16 protein-coding genes and 1 pseudogene are annotated in these 21,201 nt (G+C 44.3%); 13 read left to right on the top strand and 4 right to left on the bottom strand.

Annotated features, from left to right (window positions below; all coding sequences use genetic code 11):
- The first annotated feature begins 50 nt into the window (after positions 1–50).
- Positions 51–1,013 (top strand): helix-turn-helix domain-containing protein, encoded by a 963-nt coding sequence (locus G9G57_RS04675; RefSeq protein ID WP_016821772.1) that lies wholly within the window; start codon positions 51–53, stop codon positions 1,011–1,013.
- Between the two features lie 89 nt (positions 1,014–1,102).
- Here G9G57_RS04675 and G9G57_RS04670 read toward each other — a convergent pair whose 3' ends face one another.
- Positions 1,103–2,698 carry an S-layer homology domain-containing protein gene (locus tag G9G57_RS04670; RefSeq protein WP_164964558.1) on the bottom strand — a complete coding sequence of 532 codons (1,596 nt, stop codon included), beginning with the start codon at positions 2,696–2,698 and terminating at the stop codon, positions 1,103–1,105.
- Between the two features lie 302 nt (positions 2,699–3,000).
- Positions 3,001–4,761, bottom strand: coding sequence for a methyl-accepting chemotaxis protein (locus tag G9G57_RS04665; RefSeq protein WP_164964557.1), 1,761 nt, complete (start codon positions 4,759–4,761; stop codon positions 3,001–3,003).
- 251 nt (positions 4,762–5,012) lie between these two features.
- Here G9G57_RS04665 and G9G57_RS04660 point away from each other — a divergent pair, with 251 nt between their 5' ends.
- The 3 genes from G9G57_RS04660 to G9G57_RS04650 all read left to right on the top strand — a co-directional run bounded on the left by G9G57_RS04660 (position 5,013) and on the right by G9G57_RS04650 (position 7,183).
- Positions 5,013–6,212 (top strand): MFS transporter, encoded by a 1,200-nt coding sequence (locus G9G57_RS04660; protein WP_164964556.1) that lies wholly within the window; start codon positions 5,013–5,015, stop codon positions 6,210–6,212.
- Positions 6,213–6,432: 220 nt separating this feature from the next.
- Positions 6,433–6,759 carry a hypothetical protein gene (locus G9G57_RS04655; RefSeq protein ID WP_016821768.1) on the top strand — a complete coding sequence of 109 codons (327 nt, stop codon included), beginning with the start codon at positions 6,433–6,435 and terminating at the stop codon, positions 6,757–6,759.
- Positions 6,760–6,781: 22 nt separating this feature from the next.
- Entirely contained in the window at positions 6,782–7,183 is a 402-nt protein-coding gene (locus tag G9G57_RS04650) for a hypothetical protein (RefSeq protein ID WP_164964555.1), read from the top strand.
- A 131-nt stretch (positions 7,184–7,314) separates the two neighbouring features.
- Here G9G57_RS04650 and G9G57_RS04645 read toward each other — a convergent pair whose 3' ends face one another.
- On the bottom strand, positions 7,315–8,316 hold the full coding sequence (locus tag G9G57_RS04645; protein WP_164964554.1) for a hypothetical protein: 1,002 nt from the start codon (positions 8,314–8,316) through the stop codon (positions 7,315–7,317).
- A gap of 278 nt (positions 8,317–8,594) precedes the next feature.
- Here G9G57_RS04645 and G9G57_RS04640 point away from each other — a divergent pair, with 278 nt between their 5' ends.
- The 9 genes from G9G57_RS04640 (at position 8,595) to G9G57_RS04600 (ending at position 18,229) form a co-directional block, all read left to right on the top strand.
- Positions 8,595–11,342 carry an alpha-L-rhamnosidase gene (locus G9G57_RS04640; RefSeq protein ID WP_164964553.1) on the top strand — a complete coding sequence of 916 codons (2,748 nt, stop codon included), beginning with the start codon at positions 8,595–8,597 and terminating at the stop codon, positions 11,340–11,342.
- Between the two features lie 28 nt (positions 11,343–11,370).
- Complete coding sequence (locus tag G9G57_RS04635; RefSeq protein WP_025365485.1) at positions 11,371–12,564, top strand: MFS transporter; 1,194 nt, start codon at positions 11,371–11,373, stop codon at positions 12,562–12,564.
- A 28-nt stretch (positions 12,565–12,592) separates the two neighbouring features.
- Positions 12,593–13,591, top strand: a complete 999-nt coding sequence (locus G9G57_RS04630; protein WP_102998927.1) for an AraC family transcriptional regulator — start codon at positions 12,593–12,595, stop codon at positions 13,589–13,591.
- A gap of 89 nt (positions 13,592–13,680) precedes the next feature.
- The gene (locus G9G57_RS04625) at positions 13,681–14,688 is read left to right on the top strand and encodes a phosphotransferase (protein ID WP_102998926.1); all 1,008 of its coding nucleotides are present in this window, start codon (positions 13,681–13,683) and stop codon (positions 14,686–14,688) included.
- Positions 14,689–14,772: 84 nt separating this feature from the next.
- Positions 14,773–15,933, top strand: coding sequence for an immunity 26/phosphotriesterase HocA family protein (locus G9G57_RS04620; RefSeq protein ID WP_164964552.1), 1,161 nt, complete (start codon positions 14,773–14,775; stop codon positions 15,931–15,933).
- 30 nt (positions 15,934–15,963) lie between these two features.
- Positions 15,964–16,482: a hypothetical protein gene (locus tag G9G57_RS04615; RefSeq protein WP_102998924.1), complete on the top strand. Its 519-nt coding sequence runs from the start codon at positions 15,964–15,966 to the stop codon at positions 16,480–16,482.
- Between the two features lie 35 nt (positions 16,483–16,517).
- On the top strand, positions 16,518–17,177 hold the full coding sequence (locus G9G57_RS04610) for a DUF2625 domain-containing protein (protein WP_019688169.1): 660 nt from the start codon (positions 16,518–16,520) through the stop codon (positions 17,175–17,177).
- A gap of 28 nt (positions 17,178–17,205) precedes the next feature.
- Entirely contained in the window at positions 17,206–17,640 is a 435-nt protein-coding gene (locus G9G57_RS04605; protein ID WP_102998923.1) for a hypothetical protein, read from the top strand.
- A 52-nt stretch (positions 17,641–17,692) separates the two neighbouring features.
- Positions 17,693–18,229, top strand: coding sequence for an SMI1/KNR4 family protein (locus G9G57_RS04600; protein WP_017428303.1), 537 nt, complete (start codon positions 17,693–17,695; stop codon positions 18,227–18,229).
- A gap of 153 nt (positions 18,230–18,382) precedes the next feature.
- Here G9G57_RS04600 and G9G57_RS04595 read toward each other — a convergent pair.
- Positions 18,383–21,131: pseudogene (locus G9G57_RS04595) on the bottom strand (endo-beta-N-acetylglucosaminidase).
- Positions 21,132–21,201: the final 70 nt, after the last annotated feature.

Here is a 21,201-nt window from a genome sequence, read left to right as displayed (position 1 = left end):
ATTCTCATTTGAATCATCAAAATGAATGAAAACCTTTGAGGTGGATGCTTGTGAATTCAAATTCGTTATCATTAATATATCAGCATTATTTAGAAAAAACTCCGTTTAGAAAACAAAACGAGCATACGTATATGATGTTACCGGAAGCGGGCGACGGACATATTTACCGAGTTACGACTTACAGCGGAATCGAGATTGTGTATTCGCATATTCAATATCACGAGCCTTATCCGACGAACTTTGCCTCCAGAGGACAAATGATTGAACTTCAATTTGCACTTTCGGGTCAACGTCATGTAAATATAGCTGGTCTGGACTACACGCTCCCGATAGGGCGGGGTGCTCTTATTTTTTTACAGGATTTCAAAGCATATTTCCATCCTCCCGTTAACGAACAATACCAATCCTTTGCGCTTGGCATTCCTGTCTCGTTGTTTAATTATGCAGCTTCACAGTTAGCAGCTCGTCGACAGGTAGCTATTGAATTTAATCAAATTCTGAAGGGTGCTGCGTTCCATCATCTTAGTTTTGAACTGGATCACAGAAGTATAGTGATGATTGAACATTTGATCAAAGACTTGAAAAGTGTGCATAGATCGCCTTTATTAATGGAAGCAGCGGCACTAGAGATTTTGAATAGGTTTATGATTCAATTATTTGATTTAACTCCCATGCCCGAAGGCCTATCTAAAGAAGATGTCAGAAAGTTGCATATGGCTCGGCAAATCCTTGAATCCAGCATGATTGATCCTCCTTCACTGATCGCATTATCAAAAAAGGTTGGATTAAATGATTTTAAATTAAAAAAAGGATTCAAAGCATGTTTTGGAACAACTGTATTTGAACATTTGCGCCAAATTCGTCTTGAATATGCGATGAAGCTGCTTCGAAGCCAGGAAAGCAATGTAACAGAAGCAGCGATGGCTGTAGGATACAGTAATGTGAGTGCATTTTCAGAGCAATTTTTCCGGGAATACGGAGTGAAGCCATCATCTTTAAAGAAATTATTTTAAAAATTCTGTTTTGACCATGTTAAAAAATATTAAGTAAATAAAAAGCTGGAACCCTGTATAGATAGGACTCCAGCCTTTTTATTTGGTGCTTATTTCACGAAAGTTTCAATGCCATCTGTATTGATGGTTGAAGTATGGGTACGAGACGCTTCTTCAATATTTTTGAATGCCCAGTAATCTGTTGGTACATCCCCCCATGTAGCCTGAATGGTTCCTTCCAGGGGTCCTCGTTTTAAGATTGTGTTCAAAATTGTAACGGTTTCTACGCGTGTTATATATTTATTGGGTTGGAAGCTTCCATCATTATAGCCGGTAATCCATCCTGCATTAGCTAACGCTACAATGGAATCTCTTGCCCAATGTTTCTCGATATCGGTATAAGGAGACGCTGTGGTTTGTGTTCCTTTAAGCTGCTTCCAGGATGCGAGTATTGTTGCCATTTCTGCACGGGTAATGGGTTGCTCTGGTCGAAATGTTCCATCTGCATACCCATTCATGAGGTGCTGTGTCGTAAGTGCTATAATCGAATCCTTTGCCCAATACGTGCTAGGTACATCTTTGTATGTCGTTGAGCCTTCTTTTGTCTCCAACTTCATAATCCTAGCCATCATCGCAGCGGTTTCAGCCCGTGTAATCGACTGGTCCGGTCGGAAAGTACCATCCTGATAACCCGTTATATATTTTTCATGCGCAACCTCGGATTGCTCTACTGGCATGATTTCTGGAGTCGGTAAAACCGTTGAAGAGACCGATGGTGATGAAGGTGTGGTTGTTTCACTGGAAGAAGATGAATCACTGCTATCCGTGTTATCCTTCTTATCTTTTTTATTGCTACTGCTGCTGTCGTTATTGCTAGTATCACCAGTTCCGCCAGTGTTTTCAGTACCACCAGTGCTTGCATTTCCATTTACAACCTGTATATACGCCTCAGATGTACTCGGGGCAAATCGAGCATCCCCGCTGTATATAGCAGTGATCGCGTGGCTTCCCACACTTAAGTCTCTTGTAGTGTAGTACCCATTGGCATAGCCGTTCGAAATGCCCACCGGCTCCATCGTCAGCGTATCTAATACATTCGTGCCGTCCATAAGAATGACCGTTCCAGTTAAATCGCCCGAAGTTTGTGGGTTTGAAGTTGTCCTCACGCTAAACCTTACTTCTTGACCTTGACTAGACGGATTCGTCGAACTCAATACTGTAGTTACTGTAGGTCTCAGTGAAGGTGTAGGCGCAGGTGCAGATGCATTTACGACCTGAATGTATGGCTCAGATGTACTGGGAATAAATCGAGCATCCCCACTATATATAGCCGTAATCGGGTGACTTCCCACACTTAGATTACTTGTGGTGTAAGTGGCAGTGGCATATCCATTCGCAATGCCATTTGGCCTCATTGTCAGCGTATCTAGTATGTCCGTTCCGTCCATAAGGACCACCGTGCCGGTTAAATCTTTCGTAATTTGTGGGGTTGAGATGGTTTTGATGCTAAACGTTACGGATTGACCTTGTTTAGAAGGATTTGTCCAACTCGTTACTGTGGTTTCAGTAGCATACACAGCATCCGTTACACTAGGTACTGGTGGGGAGGTTGCATACACAGCACTCTCGGAAAAACTCCATGTCCAGGTTCCAAATAAAACGATAATAGCAAGATAAGATAAACAAAAAGACTTGATTTTACGCATAAATTTCCTCCATAAAATTCCGGTGTCACGATGAACTTACTAGGATCCTCCATGATGACTAACCTACTAATATAATTTTTCTTTCTTACACTACTGATTTACTATACTAAATGCCTCTGAACCAATTCTGAACCAAATCGATAAAAACCGTGCCCAATTCACATGGCTAGAAGGGGATCACGATTTGCGAGCCTTTTCCGTAATTTCTCAGAGCAAATGCAAAAAGGGTCAACCAGAAAGAAATGGTTGACCTCATAATATGAATGACAGTTTAGCGTGATATTTTGGAAAGACTCATTCCGTTAGTATTTAAATTTGACCGTTAGATCCTGTAATTTCTGTGACATATCCGACAAGGTCGTTGCCAGGCTGGTGATCTGCTGCATCGAAGCTAGCTGTTCTTCTGCAGACGCTGCAATATTCTGCGAGTTGTCCGCCGCTTGGAGCGCCAGACTCGATACGTTTTCTCCACTTGCTGAAATTTCCTGGACACTTGCGGTTATTTGCTCCGTGATGCTTGCAAGCTCTTCCGTTTGCTGTGCGATATGATTGGTGGACGCCACAATTTTATTAAACTGCTGCTCCGTCTCATTGGCAATTTTAATGCCGGAGTCGACATCCTGTTTTACGCGTTCCATGGTCTGAAGCGAATGCTCCATATCTTTGCGCATATTCTGAATCAACTCAGAAATCTGCCCGGAAGACTGGTTCGATTGTTCGGCCAGCTTTCTTACCTCTGAAGCAACTACGGAGAAACCGCGGCCTTCTTCGCCTGCACGGGCAGCCTCAATCGAAGCATTTAAAGCAAGCAGATTGGTCTGCTGTGCGATATCCGTAATGGCATGTAGCATCGTGTCGATCTGTTGAGTGCGTTCATCCAACATTCTCATAACCGCATCGGTTTCATTGACAGAATGGTTAATCAAGTCCATTTGTTTCACTGTATGTTGTACAGCAGTACCGCCAAGGCTCGCCATTTCCATCGCGTCTGCAGACGATTCAGCAATAGTCAAGGAGCTATCCGTGATCCGTTGCATACCTATTGAAATTTCCTCAAGCGAGCTGGTTGTCTTCTGAAGCATCAGTTGCTGCTCCTTCGCACCGGCCGCCGATTCCTGAATTGCGACGGTGATATGCTCGGTTGCCTGTCCAGTGTGCTCTGCTCCAAGGGTCAATTCTTTCGAGGAAGCAGCGACCTGCTTGGTGGACAGGTTTACCTCACCGATCAGAAATCGAATATTTTTAATCATATGATTGAAATCCTGTGCCAGCTCGCCAACCTCATCTTTTGAATTCATTTTGACTTCTTCGACCGTTAAATCACCGTCCGCAACTGCATTAAGCCGCTTTGCAATCATGATAATAGGCTTCGTAAAACGTCCCGAAACAAAGCTTACGATAATTGCTCCCAGAATAACTGCAATAGTCGTAATAATCAGGACAATATAAAGGACCTTGGTCGCCCCGCTGTTAAATTCGTTAAAATATGCTCCAGAACCGATGATCCACCCCCAATAAGGATCCTTTTCGACGTACGAGATTTTCGTCTCTACTTGATCTGTACCAGGTAAAGCCCATTTATAAGTGACGAATCCCCCGCCGTTTGTACCGGCTTTTACAAACTCTTTTCCCACATGCACACCGTCTTCGGATACGGCATTTATTAAATCCTGGCCTTCATTTGAAGGGTTCATCACTGAAACGGCATCTTGGTTGACTGCCCACGGATAACCTGTTTTACCTACAGTATATTTAATCTTTACCGGTCTTTTGTTATTAGCATCCTTTACACCGAGCAGTTCGATGCGCAGTTTTTCCTGTGCTTCCTCCAATGTTAAATTACCGGCTTCGACTTGCCCATTGAGGAAACTAATCATACCAATTACCATTTGCACACTATTCTTAAGTGCCACTTTGCCTGATTCATTCATTTCATTCTTGGAAACAACATAAGAACTGCTTCCAATCACAAAAGTAGGTACAATTAAAATAATCAAGCACATTATGGTTAACTTCGCCCTTAACGATCTCACCTTCATGATTGATCCTATCTTTGTTTTCACTGTGATTTCCCCCTTAGAGATCGATATACAGACTCAACCCACAACTGCGTTTTGTTACTAAAGGTAAAAAGACTGTACATCATATATCGTAAAAACTCGTCAGGAAATTAAGCCCTTTCAGCCTGGCTGCTGTTTTATAGGCTAAATTAAATCCGTTTAACCGCAAATTTATCCGTCTATAGGCAGTAGCTTTTTGGTATGCTCCGTATACTTCTGCATAGAGAGAATCTATAACAGAGGAGTGTGCGAGGATGAATAGAATAAAAGGGAGCATCTTTTTCAGTGTTTTTGTGGCTATGCTAGGGCTCATGCTCATTGCTCCAATTATGCCGCCCCTTATTCGTGAATTAGGCTTAAGAGAAAGCCATTCCGGAATAATTATATCGCTTGGTTCTATAACGATGGCCTTAATGGCTCCAGTATGGGGAAATCTGAGTGATGCAAAGGGCCGCAAGCCTGTGATTTTGCTTGGGTTTATAGGGATGTGTGTAAGCTGTCTGTTGTTTACGCTTATCCTTTTTGCAGGATTAAAGGGTTGGCTCAGTGGGGGACTGCTGTTAGTCCTGCTGATTGTTACACGCGGCTTAATTGGCGGCTTTATCCCGGCGGTGTTGTCATCTTCCCAAGCTTATATGGGGGATGTAACGGAGGGTGAAGAGCGTGGAAGTGGTATGGCTATTATTAGTGCGGCGAATGGGCTTGGGCTGGTATTTGGCCCCGCGATTGCAGGTGCCTTTACTTTAATAGGACTGTTATGGCCCTTATACTTTGGAATTGTCATTGCCGCTGTTGCATTCGTGGTGTCTCTACTGGCGATTCCGGCCGCCCAGCCTGTTATTCAGCAAAAACCTGCTCGAATTAATCCCCTCCAGCCAGGTCTAAGAATGTATTTGTTTGCAGGCTTGGTTACGATGATTAGTATTGTGACTATTCAGGTTATAGGTGGTTTTTATTTTCAAGATCAGTTAGGTCTTACATCCGAAGAAACAGCAAGAGTTGTTTCCTTTGGACTTATGTTCTCCGGAGCAGCGATGCTGATCGTGCAGATCATCCAAATGAAATGGCTTAAATGGCAGCCTAAGCCGATGATTTTGCTCGGTTCTCTATTCCTGATTGCTGGAATGGCATTTTTTCTGATTTCAGCCAGCTTGGCCCTTTACTATGCAGCGTTCTTTATGTTTGGCATAGGCACGGGCTTACTGATGCCCGGATTTATGGCAGGTGCTTCGCTTTCGGTCAGTCAAGAACAGCAAGGGGGAGCAGCAGGGCTGGTAGCTGCGATACAGGGAATTTCCGCGATCATTGCTCCTATTTTGACGACCACTTTATATCGAGTAGACAAATATATTCCCTTTATTCTTATAGCGGTTCTGGTTGCTTGTATGGCTATCGTTATGCTGGGGGTAAAAAAGGGAGACGGGAATAGTAAGCCTGTGCCTGACAAGGCATGATAAATAAAAGAGTGGTTAGATGAATCCATAGGCTTCCGGAGTATACTCACCGGAAGCCTATATCTATTATAATAAGTTATAAGAAATTTCAGGAAAATCAGAAGGGAGTGAAGAGCTTATGGAAATCCGGCAAAAATGGGTGGCATTAAACAAAAAATACAGCTTGTACGCACTCAGGTCTTTCAGTCAGGTTTTTTGAAAACGTGTTGGAGGAATGCAGATGGGTTGGGAGTATGGAATTAAGGTCGCAAATGTTAAGGATATTAAAGCGCTAATGGAACGCTTAGCTGAAGCATTGCCTAGGATTGACGGATATCGGATGCAAAGGGATGAGGATGGCTTTGTCCTGCTTCAGAATAATTCTGATTGGCCTGAAGCGCTCCAGATTTCATTGGAAGAGGCAAGAAATATTGAAGATTTAGAAGATGATGAACCTTATATCTATTGTCTATTTCATATCGGCGGCGGAGATGCGATGAGGTTGAGGGAAGGAATGTGCAGGGTGCTGGAAGAAGAGAAATGCGCTGCGGATTGGTTCGAGTTATAGCCGAAGAAAGGAGTGGGTGAGATTGAGTAAGAAGGACAAAAAAGAGATTCAGACACTAATCTATCGCTATAGCGGTCCACGAGCCAATATTGGATATACTTTTGAACCGTTGCGTTATGGGGATGCTGATGAACCGAAGCTGGAGGAGATGATATTCATCTACGCAGATGACTTTGATATCGTGCTGTCTGCGTTAAAGTCCAAATATCCACTTGTCGATCCTGATACGGGAGAAACGTATGAGGCTTTTGACCCCTGCTGGGATAATCCGATTCAGGCGTCGGTATGGCATGAAATATTAACACAATTGGATACTTGGCCTGCCAAGGAGCCAGAATTACGCCTATTTATTGATTCCTTTACAGCATGGGTCAGAGCGCATCTGAAGCAAGCAGATGGTATTATCGTGACCGGAAATCTGTAGAGAAGGGCCATGCACTGCAATCCGTATTTTTGCTGCCCCTCGCTTCGAGGGGCGACCGGACGGCGAGCCACTGAGTCGAGTGCCTGGTTCTTTGCAGTACACGCGACAGTCTCCTTGTTGCAACTGGATTATTAACGGTGCTTTTGGTTTCTGATTAACGTTTGCTCCAATTCGGTATCTCCCATAAATTTGCTGGCAGATACAGCAAGCTGATATTGATTGGTCCCCATATTGTTAGCGGCAGGTTGAAGAATCCCTTTTATTGTTTGCCATAATGAAGAGGCCTGCAGGCTTTCTGCCCCAAAATGCAAGATGATATGGATACAGGAGGTAATAATATTGCGACCAAGTCCGTACAGGAACCATTCTTTTTCCTTCGTAATAAGCGGAATAATGGTTACCATCGTTTCCCACGCTTCATCCAATCGACCTGTTTCAATGAACTTCTCTGCCAAGTTAGATGCAGTAGAACAGTAATTATGATGATTTCCTTCTGTTTTTTCCATTTCGGCCAGCTTTTTAAGGGCTTCAATTTCACCTTCTGGATGGTTGCGCCATCTCTCATGATAAACGAGTGCCTGTAAATTTTCTTTGTTCCAATCCGTCTGCTCTCTGATCCACAAATCGATAAATAATGATAGATACATATCTTCCCCGAGCTCACTTGCGATATTGATGCAATCCTCAAGATCAGCTGTATCTTTGCTGAACAAATATGTTTCCAAAATTAACTCAGGGTCAAACCCGGCATATGTATCGAAATTGGCCTTCTTGGCCTGCTGGAACAAAATTTGGTCCTGCTCACGCTCATACTTTTGCAGTAAAAAAACGGCGTAATACAGAGCATCGCCAATCCCCTGAAAACGGTTCGTTTCCCTGTCTATAATCTCATTCACGAGCAGCCTTCTCACAATCGGTTCGTAATGCGGGGCATCTCGATCCTCACGATTATACATAGCCAAAAGCACCTTCAAGCGATTGGTATAATTGGCATCACTTTTTCCATATTCCTCATTGTGTTGCTCCAAATAGTCAACCTTCGAAAAATCGGCGTGATCACTTATTAGACTCTGCAGCATTTCATCATAGGGTGCCATCATCTGATCCAGCAGCCTTTTGTAGTTCGTTTCCAATACTGTGATTCTCCTTTCTTGATCGGCTTAATACTACAATCCATATGTATATAAAACAAGCGATTTCCTTTTGAGACGGGATCGCTTAGTGTAGCAGCGCTGTATACACGTACATATTTTTCTAATAGACCCATTTTAAGATTCAATATAAGGGTTGGACATTCAACACCTGTAAATCAAGCATACAACATGCAGGGATACAACATTGCGCACAACTATTGGAAGCGTTTTAATTTGAGTATAGAAACACAAAAGAAGACCTCAGGGAGGACATACGAATGCTAAAAGTGAAAGCGCTTAGATGTGAACATTTAAACAATCCGATTGGACTGGGCTGCCTAAAGCCGCGACTAAGCTGGCAAATTGAATCTGACAACATATACGTTTTCCAAAAACGCTTCCAATTGCAGGTATCCATAAATCCTGCTTTTGAACCGCTGCTCTGGAATCATTTTTCCTATTCGGAGCAATCTATTTTGTTTCCCTATGAAGGCCCTCCACTGGAATCCGGACAACGATATTATTACCGGGTAAAAGTTTGGGCTCAGGGAGCGGGGGACACCGAACCGGAGGAATCGGAATGGAGTGAGTTTGGCTTTTGGGAAATGGGACTGCTCCATGAGCAGGACTGGAAGGCAGAATGGATTACAGTGAAGAAGCGAAGCCTCCATGAACAGTTTCAGACGAGAGCCCCTTTTGCCGCTTCCAAGTGTTTTTCAGTTGAGGGAAAAGTGAAAAAAGCAGTCATTTATGCCACAAGCCTTGGTTTGTATGAATTGGAGCTAAATGGACAAAGAGTAGGCGATGCCTATTTTACCCCGGGATGGACAGATTATAACGATCGTGTCCAGGTGCAAGCCTATGATGTGACTTCTACCATTCGAGAACAACATAATCGCATCACAGCCACGGTAGGAGAAGGCTGGTACAGCGGCTATCTAGGCTGGCAAAAGCGCAAGGATACCTATGGGAACACGAATGCTTTGTTATTTCAAATGAAGATTAGCTATGAAGATGGCCGTTCAGAACTCATTTGCTCAGATTCTTCCTGGGAGGAAACGAGCTGTGCCATTTTGATGTCGGATATTTATAACGGCGAAATCTATGATGCCCGATTGGAGCAGCAGGCAGGCGAGCATCGCTCCTTGAATGAACGGAAAATGATGCAGGTCGTCCCGTTTCCGTTAAGTCATCTGGTTGCTCAGGAGAACGAGCCTGTCCGTGTAATGAACCGATTAAAGCCTGTTGAGCTGATTCAAACGCCTAAAGGCGAACTGGTTCTTAACTTGGGTCAAAATATGGTAGGCTGGCTGGAATTTAAAGTTGAAGCTCCTGAGGGTACGGTTCTGAATTTGATACATGGTGAAGTGCTGGATCAGCAAGGGAACTTTTACCGAGATAACATTCGGGATGCAGCGCAGCAGATTACGTACATTTGCAACGGCAAGGGGACGGAGATATTTAGGCCGCATTTCACTTTTCAAGGCTTCCAATATGTGAAACTTGAGGGCTTTCCGGCTGGCGTAGACATTGAAGATTTTACGGGCGTTGTTTTGCACTCAGATATGGAGACAATTGGCTTGTTCGAGACATCCGATCCAAAGCTCAATCAACTCCAGCACAATATTGTATGGGGGCAAAAGGGGAACTTCCTGGATGTGCCGACCGATTGCCCGCAGCGTGATGAGCGATTAGGCTGGACCGGCGATGCACAGATTTTTGCCAGAACGGCCAGCTTCAATATGAATAGTGCTTCCTTCTTCCGAAAGTGGCTGAAAGATTTGGCTTACAACCAGCTGGAGAATGGGGCTGTGCCTTTTGTCGTGCCGGACGTCCTCAAAGGAACCTTTGCAGATAATATGGACAAAACGACGGCAGCATGGGGGGACGCGGCGGTTATATGTCCGTGGACGATCTATCAATGTTATGGGGATAAGCAGATTTTGGCTCAGCAGTATGACAGTATGAAAGCATGGGTCGATTATATCCGTGCCCAGGGGACTGAGGAGCATCTGTGGGATAGTGGTTTGCAACTGGGAGATTGGTTGGCGCTGGACAGCGAGGAAGGAAGCTATTTTGGAGCGACCGATGGAACGCTGGTAGCGACTGCATACTTTGCGTATTCGACTCATATTTTGGCGCAGACGGCCAAACTGCTGAATCGCTATACCGATTACAACACCTATCAAAGCCTGCATGAAGGGATTAAAGTCGCTTTTGCGAACCGTTATTTTGATGACGCTGGCAAGCTGACTTCGAATACCCAAACTGCACAGGTTGTGGCTTTGCACTTCGGATTGGTACCGGAAAGGTATAAAAAGCAAGTGATCCAGGAGCTCGTACGGCTGATAGAAAAAAATGATATGCATCTGGATACCGGCTTTGTGGGCACACCCTATCTATGCCTAGTTTTATCCGACAATGGCTATACAGATGTAGCTTATAAAATTTTATTCCAGAAAGATTATCCTTCCTGGCTCTATCAGGTTGAACGTGGGGCCACGACCATGTGGGAGCATTGGGACAGCATCAAAGTGGACGGCTCCTTCTGGAGCACTGATATGAATTCGTTCAATCACTATTCGTACGGTTCAGTTGGAGACTTTATGTACCAAAATATTGCCGGAATCGATGTGCTTGAAGCGGGCTATAAAAAATCTCGTTTAGCACCCAAACCGCCTGTTAATCTTACTTCGGCCCATGGCAAGTTGGAGACACCATATGGTGCGCTTGCTGTCCATTGGGAAATCGTGAATGAGGAAATGCAGATGACGGTTCACGTACCACATAATACGACAGCTGAGATTACGCTTCCAGGCGTTATGGAGCTGGATGCGCTACAACAGACCATTACCACACAATACCCGTCCATTCAGTATCCGCCTGGTAATGTGCCACAAGAGCTGGCCGGAAAATTAGGTTCTACCGGGGAACAGGCGGTTTTTCAAAAGAACGGAGATCATGAATTGACGTTTATCGTCGGATCTGGACAGTATACGTTCCAGTACAAATACAACCAGGGCTAAATAACATAGACTAGAGGTGAGAAGCTTGATGAATATCAAAAACAAAATATGGTTTAAAACGGCGTTGCTGTCTATTTCCTTAGTCCTGACATCAGCGAGTGCTATTTCAGCTGTCATCCCGATGATGCTGAACCAATTCCCGGGAGTCTCCAGTTCGCTGATTGAAAGCGTAGTTACGATCCCGTCTTTCTCGATGATGCTGTTTGTATTGTTGAGTGGCCCGATCTCTTCCCGCATGGGTAAAAAAAATACAGTCCTGCTAGGACTTTTGCTCGTGGTCATCGGCGGAATACTTCCTATGCTCACTACGAATATTACATGGATTCTCGCGTTGCGTTTGGTGCTAGGAGCAGGTCTGGGGATGTTCAATTCACTGGCTGTCAGTTTAATTAGTGATTTTTTTGAAGGGGACGAACGTGCTCAATTGGTAGGCTTTCAAAGCGCTGTACAAGGGCTCGGAAGCAGCTTGGCTACCTTTGTGGCAGGACAGCTTGCCCTAATCGACTGGCCGTTTGCCTTTTTGTGCTATGCGATCACGATTCCGATCGCACTGTTATTCTTTTTTATCATCCCTGAACCAGAGCGTGGGGAGCCTACAGTGTGCACGACAGGAACGGGTAACAAGAGTAGGGGAGTATCCCTACCTGTACTTGGCTTAGGAGCTGCACTTTTTCTGTTTATGACTTTTATTATGATTGTGTATACCAAAACAGGCATTATGATTGCTGAGAAGAGTATGCCTAATGCAGGATTTTTAGGGACCGCTTTAACGCTGTTCTCCTTATCAACCATGATTGCAGGCTTCTTGTTCGGTAGAATATATAAATGGTTCAGAAATTACGCACCTTTTATCTCCAGTTTATTAACAGCGACAGGTTTTGTCCTGCTGTGGTTTGCTCAGAATGTGACCATGGTTACGGTTGCCATGCTGATCATTGGCTTTAGCTTTGCGCTGTTTATTCCTTATATTTTTACGATACTAACTAAAATCGTACCTAAAGGCAGTGAGACGATATCTATTTCGATTGCAATGGTAGGCTCCAATTTGGGAGCGTTTGCTTCGCCTTATGTTATCAAGTTAGTTGGGGTGTTGTCTGGGAATGAAACTGCCTCATTTTCCTTTCTCGTCTCTGCGATTGTATTTATGATTGCTGCGCTCCTCTGTCTGGGAATCGCTATTAGAGGAAAGGGAAGCAAAACACAGACGGCAGTTCACAGTTAATGGGAGTCTGAAGGAGGAGTCTGTGTTTATGAACCTTCATGAGCTGGATCAGTTGCTGAGAAGTAAAACTGAAATTGAGCTTCTGCAACAACAAAGCAATCAGGTGATTAATGATCTCTCCAAAGAATCGGAGAATGAGCGATTTTTTGATATGAATCTGAATATGTATCGAATGCCCGCTTTATTCTTTTTCGGAGAACATGATATTTATATTAGCAAGCACAACAGGTTTGCTCCGATGCTAGAGCACATGCATGAATTTATTGAATTAAACTATGTTTACTCAGGTAAATGCAACCAAATTATAGCAGGCAAAGAGATTCAGCTTTGTGAAGGTCAAGTGTGTGTTCTGGATAAGGATGTGCCGCACAGCATCTCTCCTTTGGGAGAAAACGATATACTGATTAATATCCTGCTGCAAAGAGAAACGATCTCGTCCCTCTTTCTACAGCGGCTATCCAAGAAAAAAAGTTTGATCGGCGAATTTCTCGCCAACTCTGTCCTCCAGCATCAGCACCATAATCACTTTATTATTTTTGAGTCACAGCATAATGAGAACCTTCAGTATATATTGCGTAGAATCTTAATCGAATATTTTTCCAGGCAAGAGGACTCTATGGAGTTGGTCAAGGCTTATTTGCCAATCGTATTTGGAGAATTGGTCCGTGTATTGGAGAGCGAGCATAATATTCATGTAAACCAGCAGGAAAATCATATTACCTCTATTCTGAATTACATGGAAGAGCATTATCAGCATTTAAGCCTACAGCAATTCTCTAACCATTTTAATTACAATAGCACGTATTTAAGTAACAAGTTAAAAAAAGTTACGGGTCTTACTTACACTGAGCTGATTGCCAACATTAAGCTTAATGCCGCCTATTCTTTGGTTGTGAATACCAACCTGCCGTTCGAAATGATCTTTAAGCAGGTGGGATATAACAGCATGAGTTTTTTCTATAAAAAATTTAAAACCGCGTATGGTGCTACCCCGCAAAATATCCGAAACAAACAAATGAGGAAATGAAGAATACACAAGGACGTCCAATTTGAATTGGGCGTCTATATGTTATAATATCGGCAAATTCATAAGCTAGTAAGTAAAGGGGGATATCCTTGGAAGCGGTACTAAGACGGAACTGGCCAGAGTGGAATGGAACATTGCAAAGACGAACCGGGGGCTGGAATAATACGACGTATTTTGTTAAGAGTGGTGGGCGAAGCGGGGTGCTGCGCGTCTACGATACACACAGGGATCGGGAAAAAATTGAATTTGAGCATGTGGTTTTGCAGGCGCTGAGCAAGCAATCTCTATCCTTCAGGGTTCCAATGCCAATTCGAACGATTACAGGAGAGACACTTGCACAGGTTGAGAAGGATAGTGGCAAATATGTGTGTCTATTCGAATACATAGAAGGTATATCACCCTTGGAGCAGGACCCTAGCTTTGCCCATTCTTTTGGCGAGGCAGCTGGTGAACTATCTGCTGTGCTTGCAACACTTAATCTTGATATGACCCCAGTCTATCGTCCTTATTATGCTCTGCAGCAATCCTATCCATTATGTAACCGGGAAACGGTGCAGGGTTTCTGTTTCAACCCACCGGTGCCTCTAAAAGATTTGCATGAAGAGCTGCGCCTGATAGGAAAAGTATATGAAGAGATTACAGATTCACTTCAAGCATTGGAAGAGTTGCCGCATCAGCTTGTACATGGAGATTTGAACGCTTCTAATTTATTAGTAAAGGATTCTGATCATAGCCAGGTGGCTGCACTGCTTGATTTTGAATTTTGCACGTTAGACGTTCGGGTGATGGAACCGGCGGTCATCTTATCAGGATTTTTGGGGCAACCGGAGGAGACAACGGCTGTTCGTGATTTTTGTCAGGGCTTCAGCCGCCAGATCCGTTTAAGCCAACCCGAGATCGACGCTTTGCCTGTGTTGATGCTGCTTAGAAAGGTAGACGTATTTCTTCATTTTGTGAGTCGCTTTCTGGAAGGAACAGATCAGCCACACGTATTGCAAGAACAGGCCAAACAGATCACAGCCGACTTGCTCCAACTGTCTACCAGCAGTAGCTGGATTCAGGAGGAGTTGGCCCAAGCTGGGACAATGTATGAATAAACGAGCTACATGCCGTGTTATGTTATAATTTCTGGAATAACAGAAATGAAGTCTATTGAATTAAACTCGGAACAGGAGGAGCAGATGAATAGTTGGTTAACGAACGCGTTACGACCCTATTTTGGGCTGGAGACGCTGGAAGAACATTGGGACGTGGTAGAAATTAAAGAAGGATATTTTATTTGTATGGATGGAGATGTTATTCGCAAGCGAATTTCTTCTAAAGAGGATGCTTATGGAGAAGCTGATGTAGAGATTTTTACCCGTGATCGGGCATTTGTTCTGCCTAAAACGGCTCGTGGCAAAGAGAAAAAACTGAATTTTACAAGTGTTTCGAGCATCTCAGCAGAAGGTGTGTCCTTTTCAGCAGGCATTCGAAGAGATAGTCCTATTAGTTATGTTACTGCTGTGAATAGCAAAACTGGCGTGAGATTGCCCATCACTGGATGTGAGCATTTACATAGTAAAGAAGAGATCATGGATTGGCTTCAACGTTACCCGTCACTTGTGCCTAACGATTATGATCGAAAGCTGGATCGATTAAAGCATATGAAAAAACAGCGTTATAAAACCATCCCGGGAGACATCTTTCGTGTGGAAATAGACCTTTTTACAGATGGGTATGTATTGGTCGTCGGTGATTTGCGCCAAATGCAAAAGGATCAGTTGTTTGCAAAGGAGAGCATATGGAACAGTGTCATGACGATGCCTTTATTCGTACGTCCGTATTTGTGTACAAGTCGTGACCGTTCAATAACTTTAGAATCCATCACAGCCGCCCCGTTATCGGATACAACCTGGATTGTTATGGATGATTCCTTTATGCGAGGGTCCTACGAGTGGGTAGGGCATAAAGCATTGGTAGAAGAGGATATTGTGTTTCCGATGGGTTACGGCATTAGCACGGATAGCAGTAAAGAAAGAATATATAGGCTGTCCTGGGGAACGGGCACGATTTCCAAACCGGAAGGGGAGACAGTGTTCAAGTCTTCGCGGGAATTTTTAAATAACGGTGTGTATTCAGGTATTATTACGGACTGTTTTGGTCCTTGGGAAGAGCGGGAGTGGCACAAAACGCTGGATAATCCGTTGTATCGAGAGGAGCGTCGAAAAGCACTGGCCGAATTCGGATTCCCGGAAGACATTTCGTACGATGAGTTCAACCGCCAAACGGGAGGCCTGACGCGTTCGGAATATCTCGCATACTTGACAAGAATCTATAGCGGAAAAAGAAAGAAGAAATGACACGGTTATACATCCTTTTAGGAGGTGCGAATGAAATATCTTAAAGATTGTCCGGAACCAGGCATGGGAACCTGGTATTTTGAAATAGACTCAGACGGTGTAGCCTATCGGCAAATTGTGATCCAGGATGACGGCACGTATATTGCTTCTAATCGCAAGCATGAGCAATATCATTTCTTGTTAGCCGAGAAAGCAATTGATGATACAGAGCCCTATTATACGAAAATTACAAAAAAAGAGTTTGAAGAAATCTGGTCTAGCAATCTTCACACCTTTAACAAGGAATGGCATCAAGTCAAAACCGTACTGCCGGTTGGGATTAAGGTAAGCGGATATATTGAAGCATTTTTTCCACACGGAACACTTATTCATATTTTCCAGCACAATGCAGTCGGATTGGCAGACACCCATTCATATGCGGAAAAGACCCCATCTGAGTGGATGTATCCGAGGCATGAGATCACGGCGATTGTCCAAGGCTACGACGAGCTGAATCAGTGGGTGATTTTAGAGCAAACGCAGGTTTTCGAAAATCAGTTCACAGGTTGAAAGATGGATATCGGAATACAGGAAGGAGAATGGATATGCATACGTTAACGGTTGATGAGCTGGTGGATCAGGACAACCATGCATGGGAAGAGGTCAGAAATATTCTGCAAGAAGGGAATAATCCATATCGTATTGTACTGGCAGAATCGGAATCTGCTAGGGGAGATTCGCTCTACCGTTTGCAAGTGAGCACAAAATCGTACTTGGGAACGGTTGCCTATGAAACAGGAGGGATCATATTTGACCACGGATGGATCACCTTACTGGGTGCAGGTGGGCCTGAAATTTACGGTAGTTTGGCTTCGTGGAACGGGCTGCAAGAGCCAGTGAGCGTCCCTGCACTTGGGGGAATGCTGATTGTGGCCTATGATGCAGCAGGTGGCTTCTTTGGTTTGGATACAGGGAAGTTTGGACGCAGCGGTCACATCTACTATTTTGCACCGGATGCATTGGAGTGGGAATCCACTGAACTGGCCTATTCCGGTTTCTTGAGCTGGTTGGCTGAGGGAGATTTGGGCTTGTTCTACCAGACATTCCGTTGGAATGGTTGGCAGTCGGATATGGAGCAACTTCAGCCAGGAGAGGTATTTGCTTATTATCCGCCGCTATGGACTCAGGAAGGTGGCGGAGAGACCAGCCACAAATCACCTATAGCCATAACAGAAGCGTGGCAGGCGGTGACGGATCGGGAATAGCCGCGAGTGGGGAGGGGGACATAAGATCATGAATCATTCCATTCAATCCAAACTGGTGCAGCTGAATGAAATACTTTCTCAAAATAACATTGATCATTACTACATTTATGATTATACAAGTCGCCCCAAGCTGGTACTAGCAGGGAGCTTTGACTTTAGCTATTATCACAACATAGAGATTACATTTTACGAGGTCTCGTTTCTTTCCTGTCCGGGCGGAGTATTTTCAATTGAATGCTTTAGACTGGCTAATGACAAGGAGTTGGAAATGTTAAAAACCGTCTCTTACGGATTTCATGAGGGGCCTGTGATTTGTATGGAGGATAAAACGTTCGGCACTCGATTTTTCATTGCTGCTGAAAGCTTGGATTACGAGCTCAAGACCGTTTTATACTATAAACGTGAGAACCTTCAACCTCATGAAAGTGTGGCTGAATGGGTTGAAAAAGATGGAGAAGGTTGAAAAGGTAGCAACAACAACTTTTAGAGACGTCAAGGCAGGGAGGTTGGTTATTATGTGGAGTATTCATTTTGAGCAACAGTTTGTAAAATGCCCGGAAGCAACTGGTGAACAAATCGGGGATTTTTTGAGCACATGGAACATCAAGCTATCGGAGCAGGAGATTCACGAAATCCAACAAAGACAAGTGAACCCTTTCCCGAAATCGTCTCCATTTTATGATCAATATAAACCGCTAGATCCTGTGGGCTGGCATCTGCCCCAAGAACAATTTCCTGATAGTTACATAGAATTGCTGAAATACTCTAATGGCGGGGAATTTCAAAATGGAGAACGTTATTTTCAATTTTTCAATACCGAGGATTTGAGAGAAATGAACCTCGCCTACGAGCTGCCAGAGTATATGCCGGGTGCCGTGTCGTTTGCGATGGATGGGTGCGGAAACCACTATATGTTTGATATGAGAGAGGAAAAAAGAAACAACGAATACCCCATTCTTTTTGCTCATTCTGGTAGCTTGGGGTATGACGAATGTGAACAGGTTGCCCATTCATTTATAGAGCTGTGTACGGAAAAATGGGCATTATATTGATAGGTGCATGATCCTGCCCAATATATAGCAATAGCGAGAAGTCTATTGAATTGGGGACTTCTCGCTATTGTGCCGTATGGGTATGTCCCTATAGCTGAATTTGAGCTAGTTGTTTGAACAACGAATCGACGGTCTCGGAATTCTTGCACCAAGCTATCTTACATATGTGGTGGCCTGATTGCCAGCGTAATCTTCAAGCACGATCTTTAGCGAGCTGGTACGAGAAGTAGGGGTAAAAGTGAGTTCACTTAATTTTGTTCTTCCCCGGACAATGTAAGGAAACTTTTTTGATACATAAGTTACACCAAATAGTTTTGGGCACATCGTTTTCGTATACATATAAATAATGCCAGTCCTTCAAGGTGGGTAGAGCAAGCGTATAGGTTGATCCGGTGACTGTCACATTCTCTTTTGCATAAGGCTCTATCATCGTGTCTGCGAGCTGCCCGGTATAGGCTACAGGTTCATGATTGCCGATGGCGATACGTAGGGTGTAGCGATCACCATTTGTGGGCAGATCGGTAAACGTAGCCGTTTCAGCGCCATTGTCCGCCGTAATGGTTTTATGGAATACGGTGTCCGTATAGTCGGTGATTAAGGTCAATTTAACCGTTCCGTCCGCTTTAGAGGGATTTTTCCACGTTACTGTAGCCCCCCCGTTTTCTTTCGTCTCCACCTTAATATGACTGACGGCAGCATTCAGATCGTAGCTTAATCGAGCCGGTTCGCTTTCCGTTCCATCAGCCCCAACTGCGGTAAGCATTAATTCACCGGATTTATGGTTTAGGGATTTAATATAATAGGTTGAGTCATAAATTCCGCCGATATAGGAGCCGTTCTCATACAGATTGTATTGTTTAACTTTGGAGTAATCCTCAAGGTCCCAGGCTACGAGCATTTCGTTCGTATCGGTCAGTGCCTTGGTGATTTTAAATCCTGTCGGCGCGGCTGGTTTCCGGGCAGAACCGTCTGTTATCTTGATTTGGCCGATATTCATCTGATAGTTTTTGATTGTTTTATTCGTATTATCAAAAGATAAACCGAAAGCTGCAATTGTTTTTCCTTGATAGGGGCTCAAGTCCAAATTGCGGCTAACCCAGCCCGTGGTTTGTTTACCAGAGTTAGGGATGCTGACTTTTACGACTTGGCCGGGGTTATCCTTGAACATAAGTCCGATGCTCAGTACTGAGCTGTCATCAGAGGAAGGCTTATTGTACGTGATGGACAAGTTTGAATTCTGATTAACCGACAGATCCGTTTTATACAGGCGTAAAAAGTTATCTGAATTCAGCACTCCATTAACGACAAGGGAGCTGCCGCCCTGATAAGCGCCCACAGGCTGATAGGTAAACCGAGTACCTTTGGTATAATTCGGGCCATAGTCGTAGTCAACCGAGAGCGGTTTACCTTTGGTATCGAGCCACCATTGCCAGGTCACCGGGATATCCTGAATATTAATGTTGGACCATTCCTTGGGATTGGAAACAACTCCATTCACTACATACTGCAAGCCATGGCCGGTATTGAAGCTGGTGTTAAAATGGGAGCCACGGATGACAGAACGTTCGGCGATATATGCCGCGATACCGTCCCAGTTTGCACCTGAAGCTTTTACATCAGACAAATCTACACTTGGGTTTCTTTGTGCACGAACGGGATTCTGATTCGGACCGGACCACCAGACACGGTCGCGGATAAAGGTCATCCATTGATAGGCATTGTCAGCTCTGCGATTGGTGTCCTGCCCGCCAAGCTCTTCATCCAGCGCATTATGTGTGAAATCGGCTCCCAACGTTGCGATACTGTTCATCGGCTGCCCGTTATCACCGATATTCAGACGAAGATCGTATTTTTGCTTCCATCTGCCAAAGTCACCGTTCCCGCCCTCAATCCCGGCAAAAACAGTTTTAAGAGGGTTCAGACCCAATTGCTTGGCATGGTCGCGGGAGCTTTTCAGCTTCGCTTTGTCCCACCAATAATTCAGAAAAATAGAATCGGACACCTGTCCATATTGCTTGTCTTTGACAAACGGGCTGTTCACGGCATTAAACTCATTTTGATAAGCAATTTTCCCGGTTGCGTTTACGGTGGAGTCGTACCATTGCACATACATACCCTGATCCCGTAAGTATTTCATAAACTGTTTGTACCGGGGAATGTCCTCTGTAGCTACGCCTTTTGAAGCTTCCTCCTGGTTGATGAAGTAGCCGTCATAGCCATAATATTTCGCCATTTCGACCAATTTTTTGGCTACCGGAAATTCACCCTGAGCATCCTGTACAAGCATTTGCTTATACGTTTGCGGTCCACGGTCATTATCCGAGAAAAAGATACAGGCGATGGAGAGAACGCCGTTTTTGTGCGCCGCATTCGTATAACCCGGATTTGGAATGTTCAGAATGCCGAACTCAAACCACTTTTCCGTCCAATCCTTTTGGGGATCGTATAGCTCTTCAGGGACATGGGCGGTAGGCATGCCATGCCAGTAGCCGTAATAGTCGGTATACTGCCAGTAATTGAACAAATATTGGCTGAATTTATTGGTATAGGGATAGCTATCGAAGAAAGCGTTGCCATAATCCCCGCTGAGTGTAAACATTTGCGTGTCAGGGCTTAAAGCAGGCTGAGCCTGTGTGGCTGCAAAGGGGCTGTTTCGTTGTTGCAGTGGGACACGGGCGCGAAGCATATCTCCATAGACATCTTGGGTGGGAGTCCAGTCCAAAATATGTGAGCTGGCGTATCCATGCTGATAAGGCTGATTCGGTCCTTTGGCGCTTTCTCCTTTATACGGGAGGGTATCGCCTGCATACACGGATGGAGAGAGGGTTTGACTGAACAGGACAGAAGTCAAAACCAGAGCAGTCCATTTTAAAGCGAACTTGTGAACCTTGTTACGTTTCATAGCTCATCCCCCTAACGAGTATTTATCCCCCTAAAGATAATCAATAAAACGGTTTTTACATAGAGGATAA

The organism is Paenibacillus sp. EKM211P (genome assembly GCF_011066175.1).
Taxonomy (GTDB): Bacteria; Bacillota; Bacilli; order Paenibacillales; family Paenibacillaceae; genus Paenibacillus; species Paenibacillus polymyxa.
This window is presented reverse-complemented; position numbering and strand designations above follow the sequence as displayed.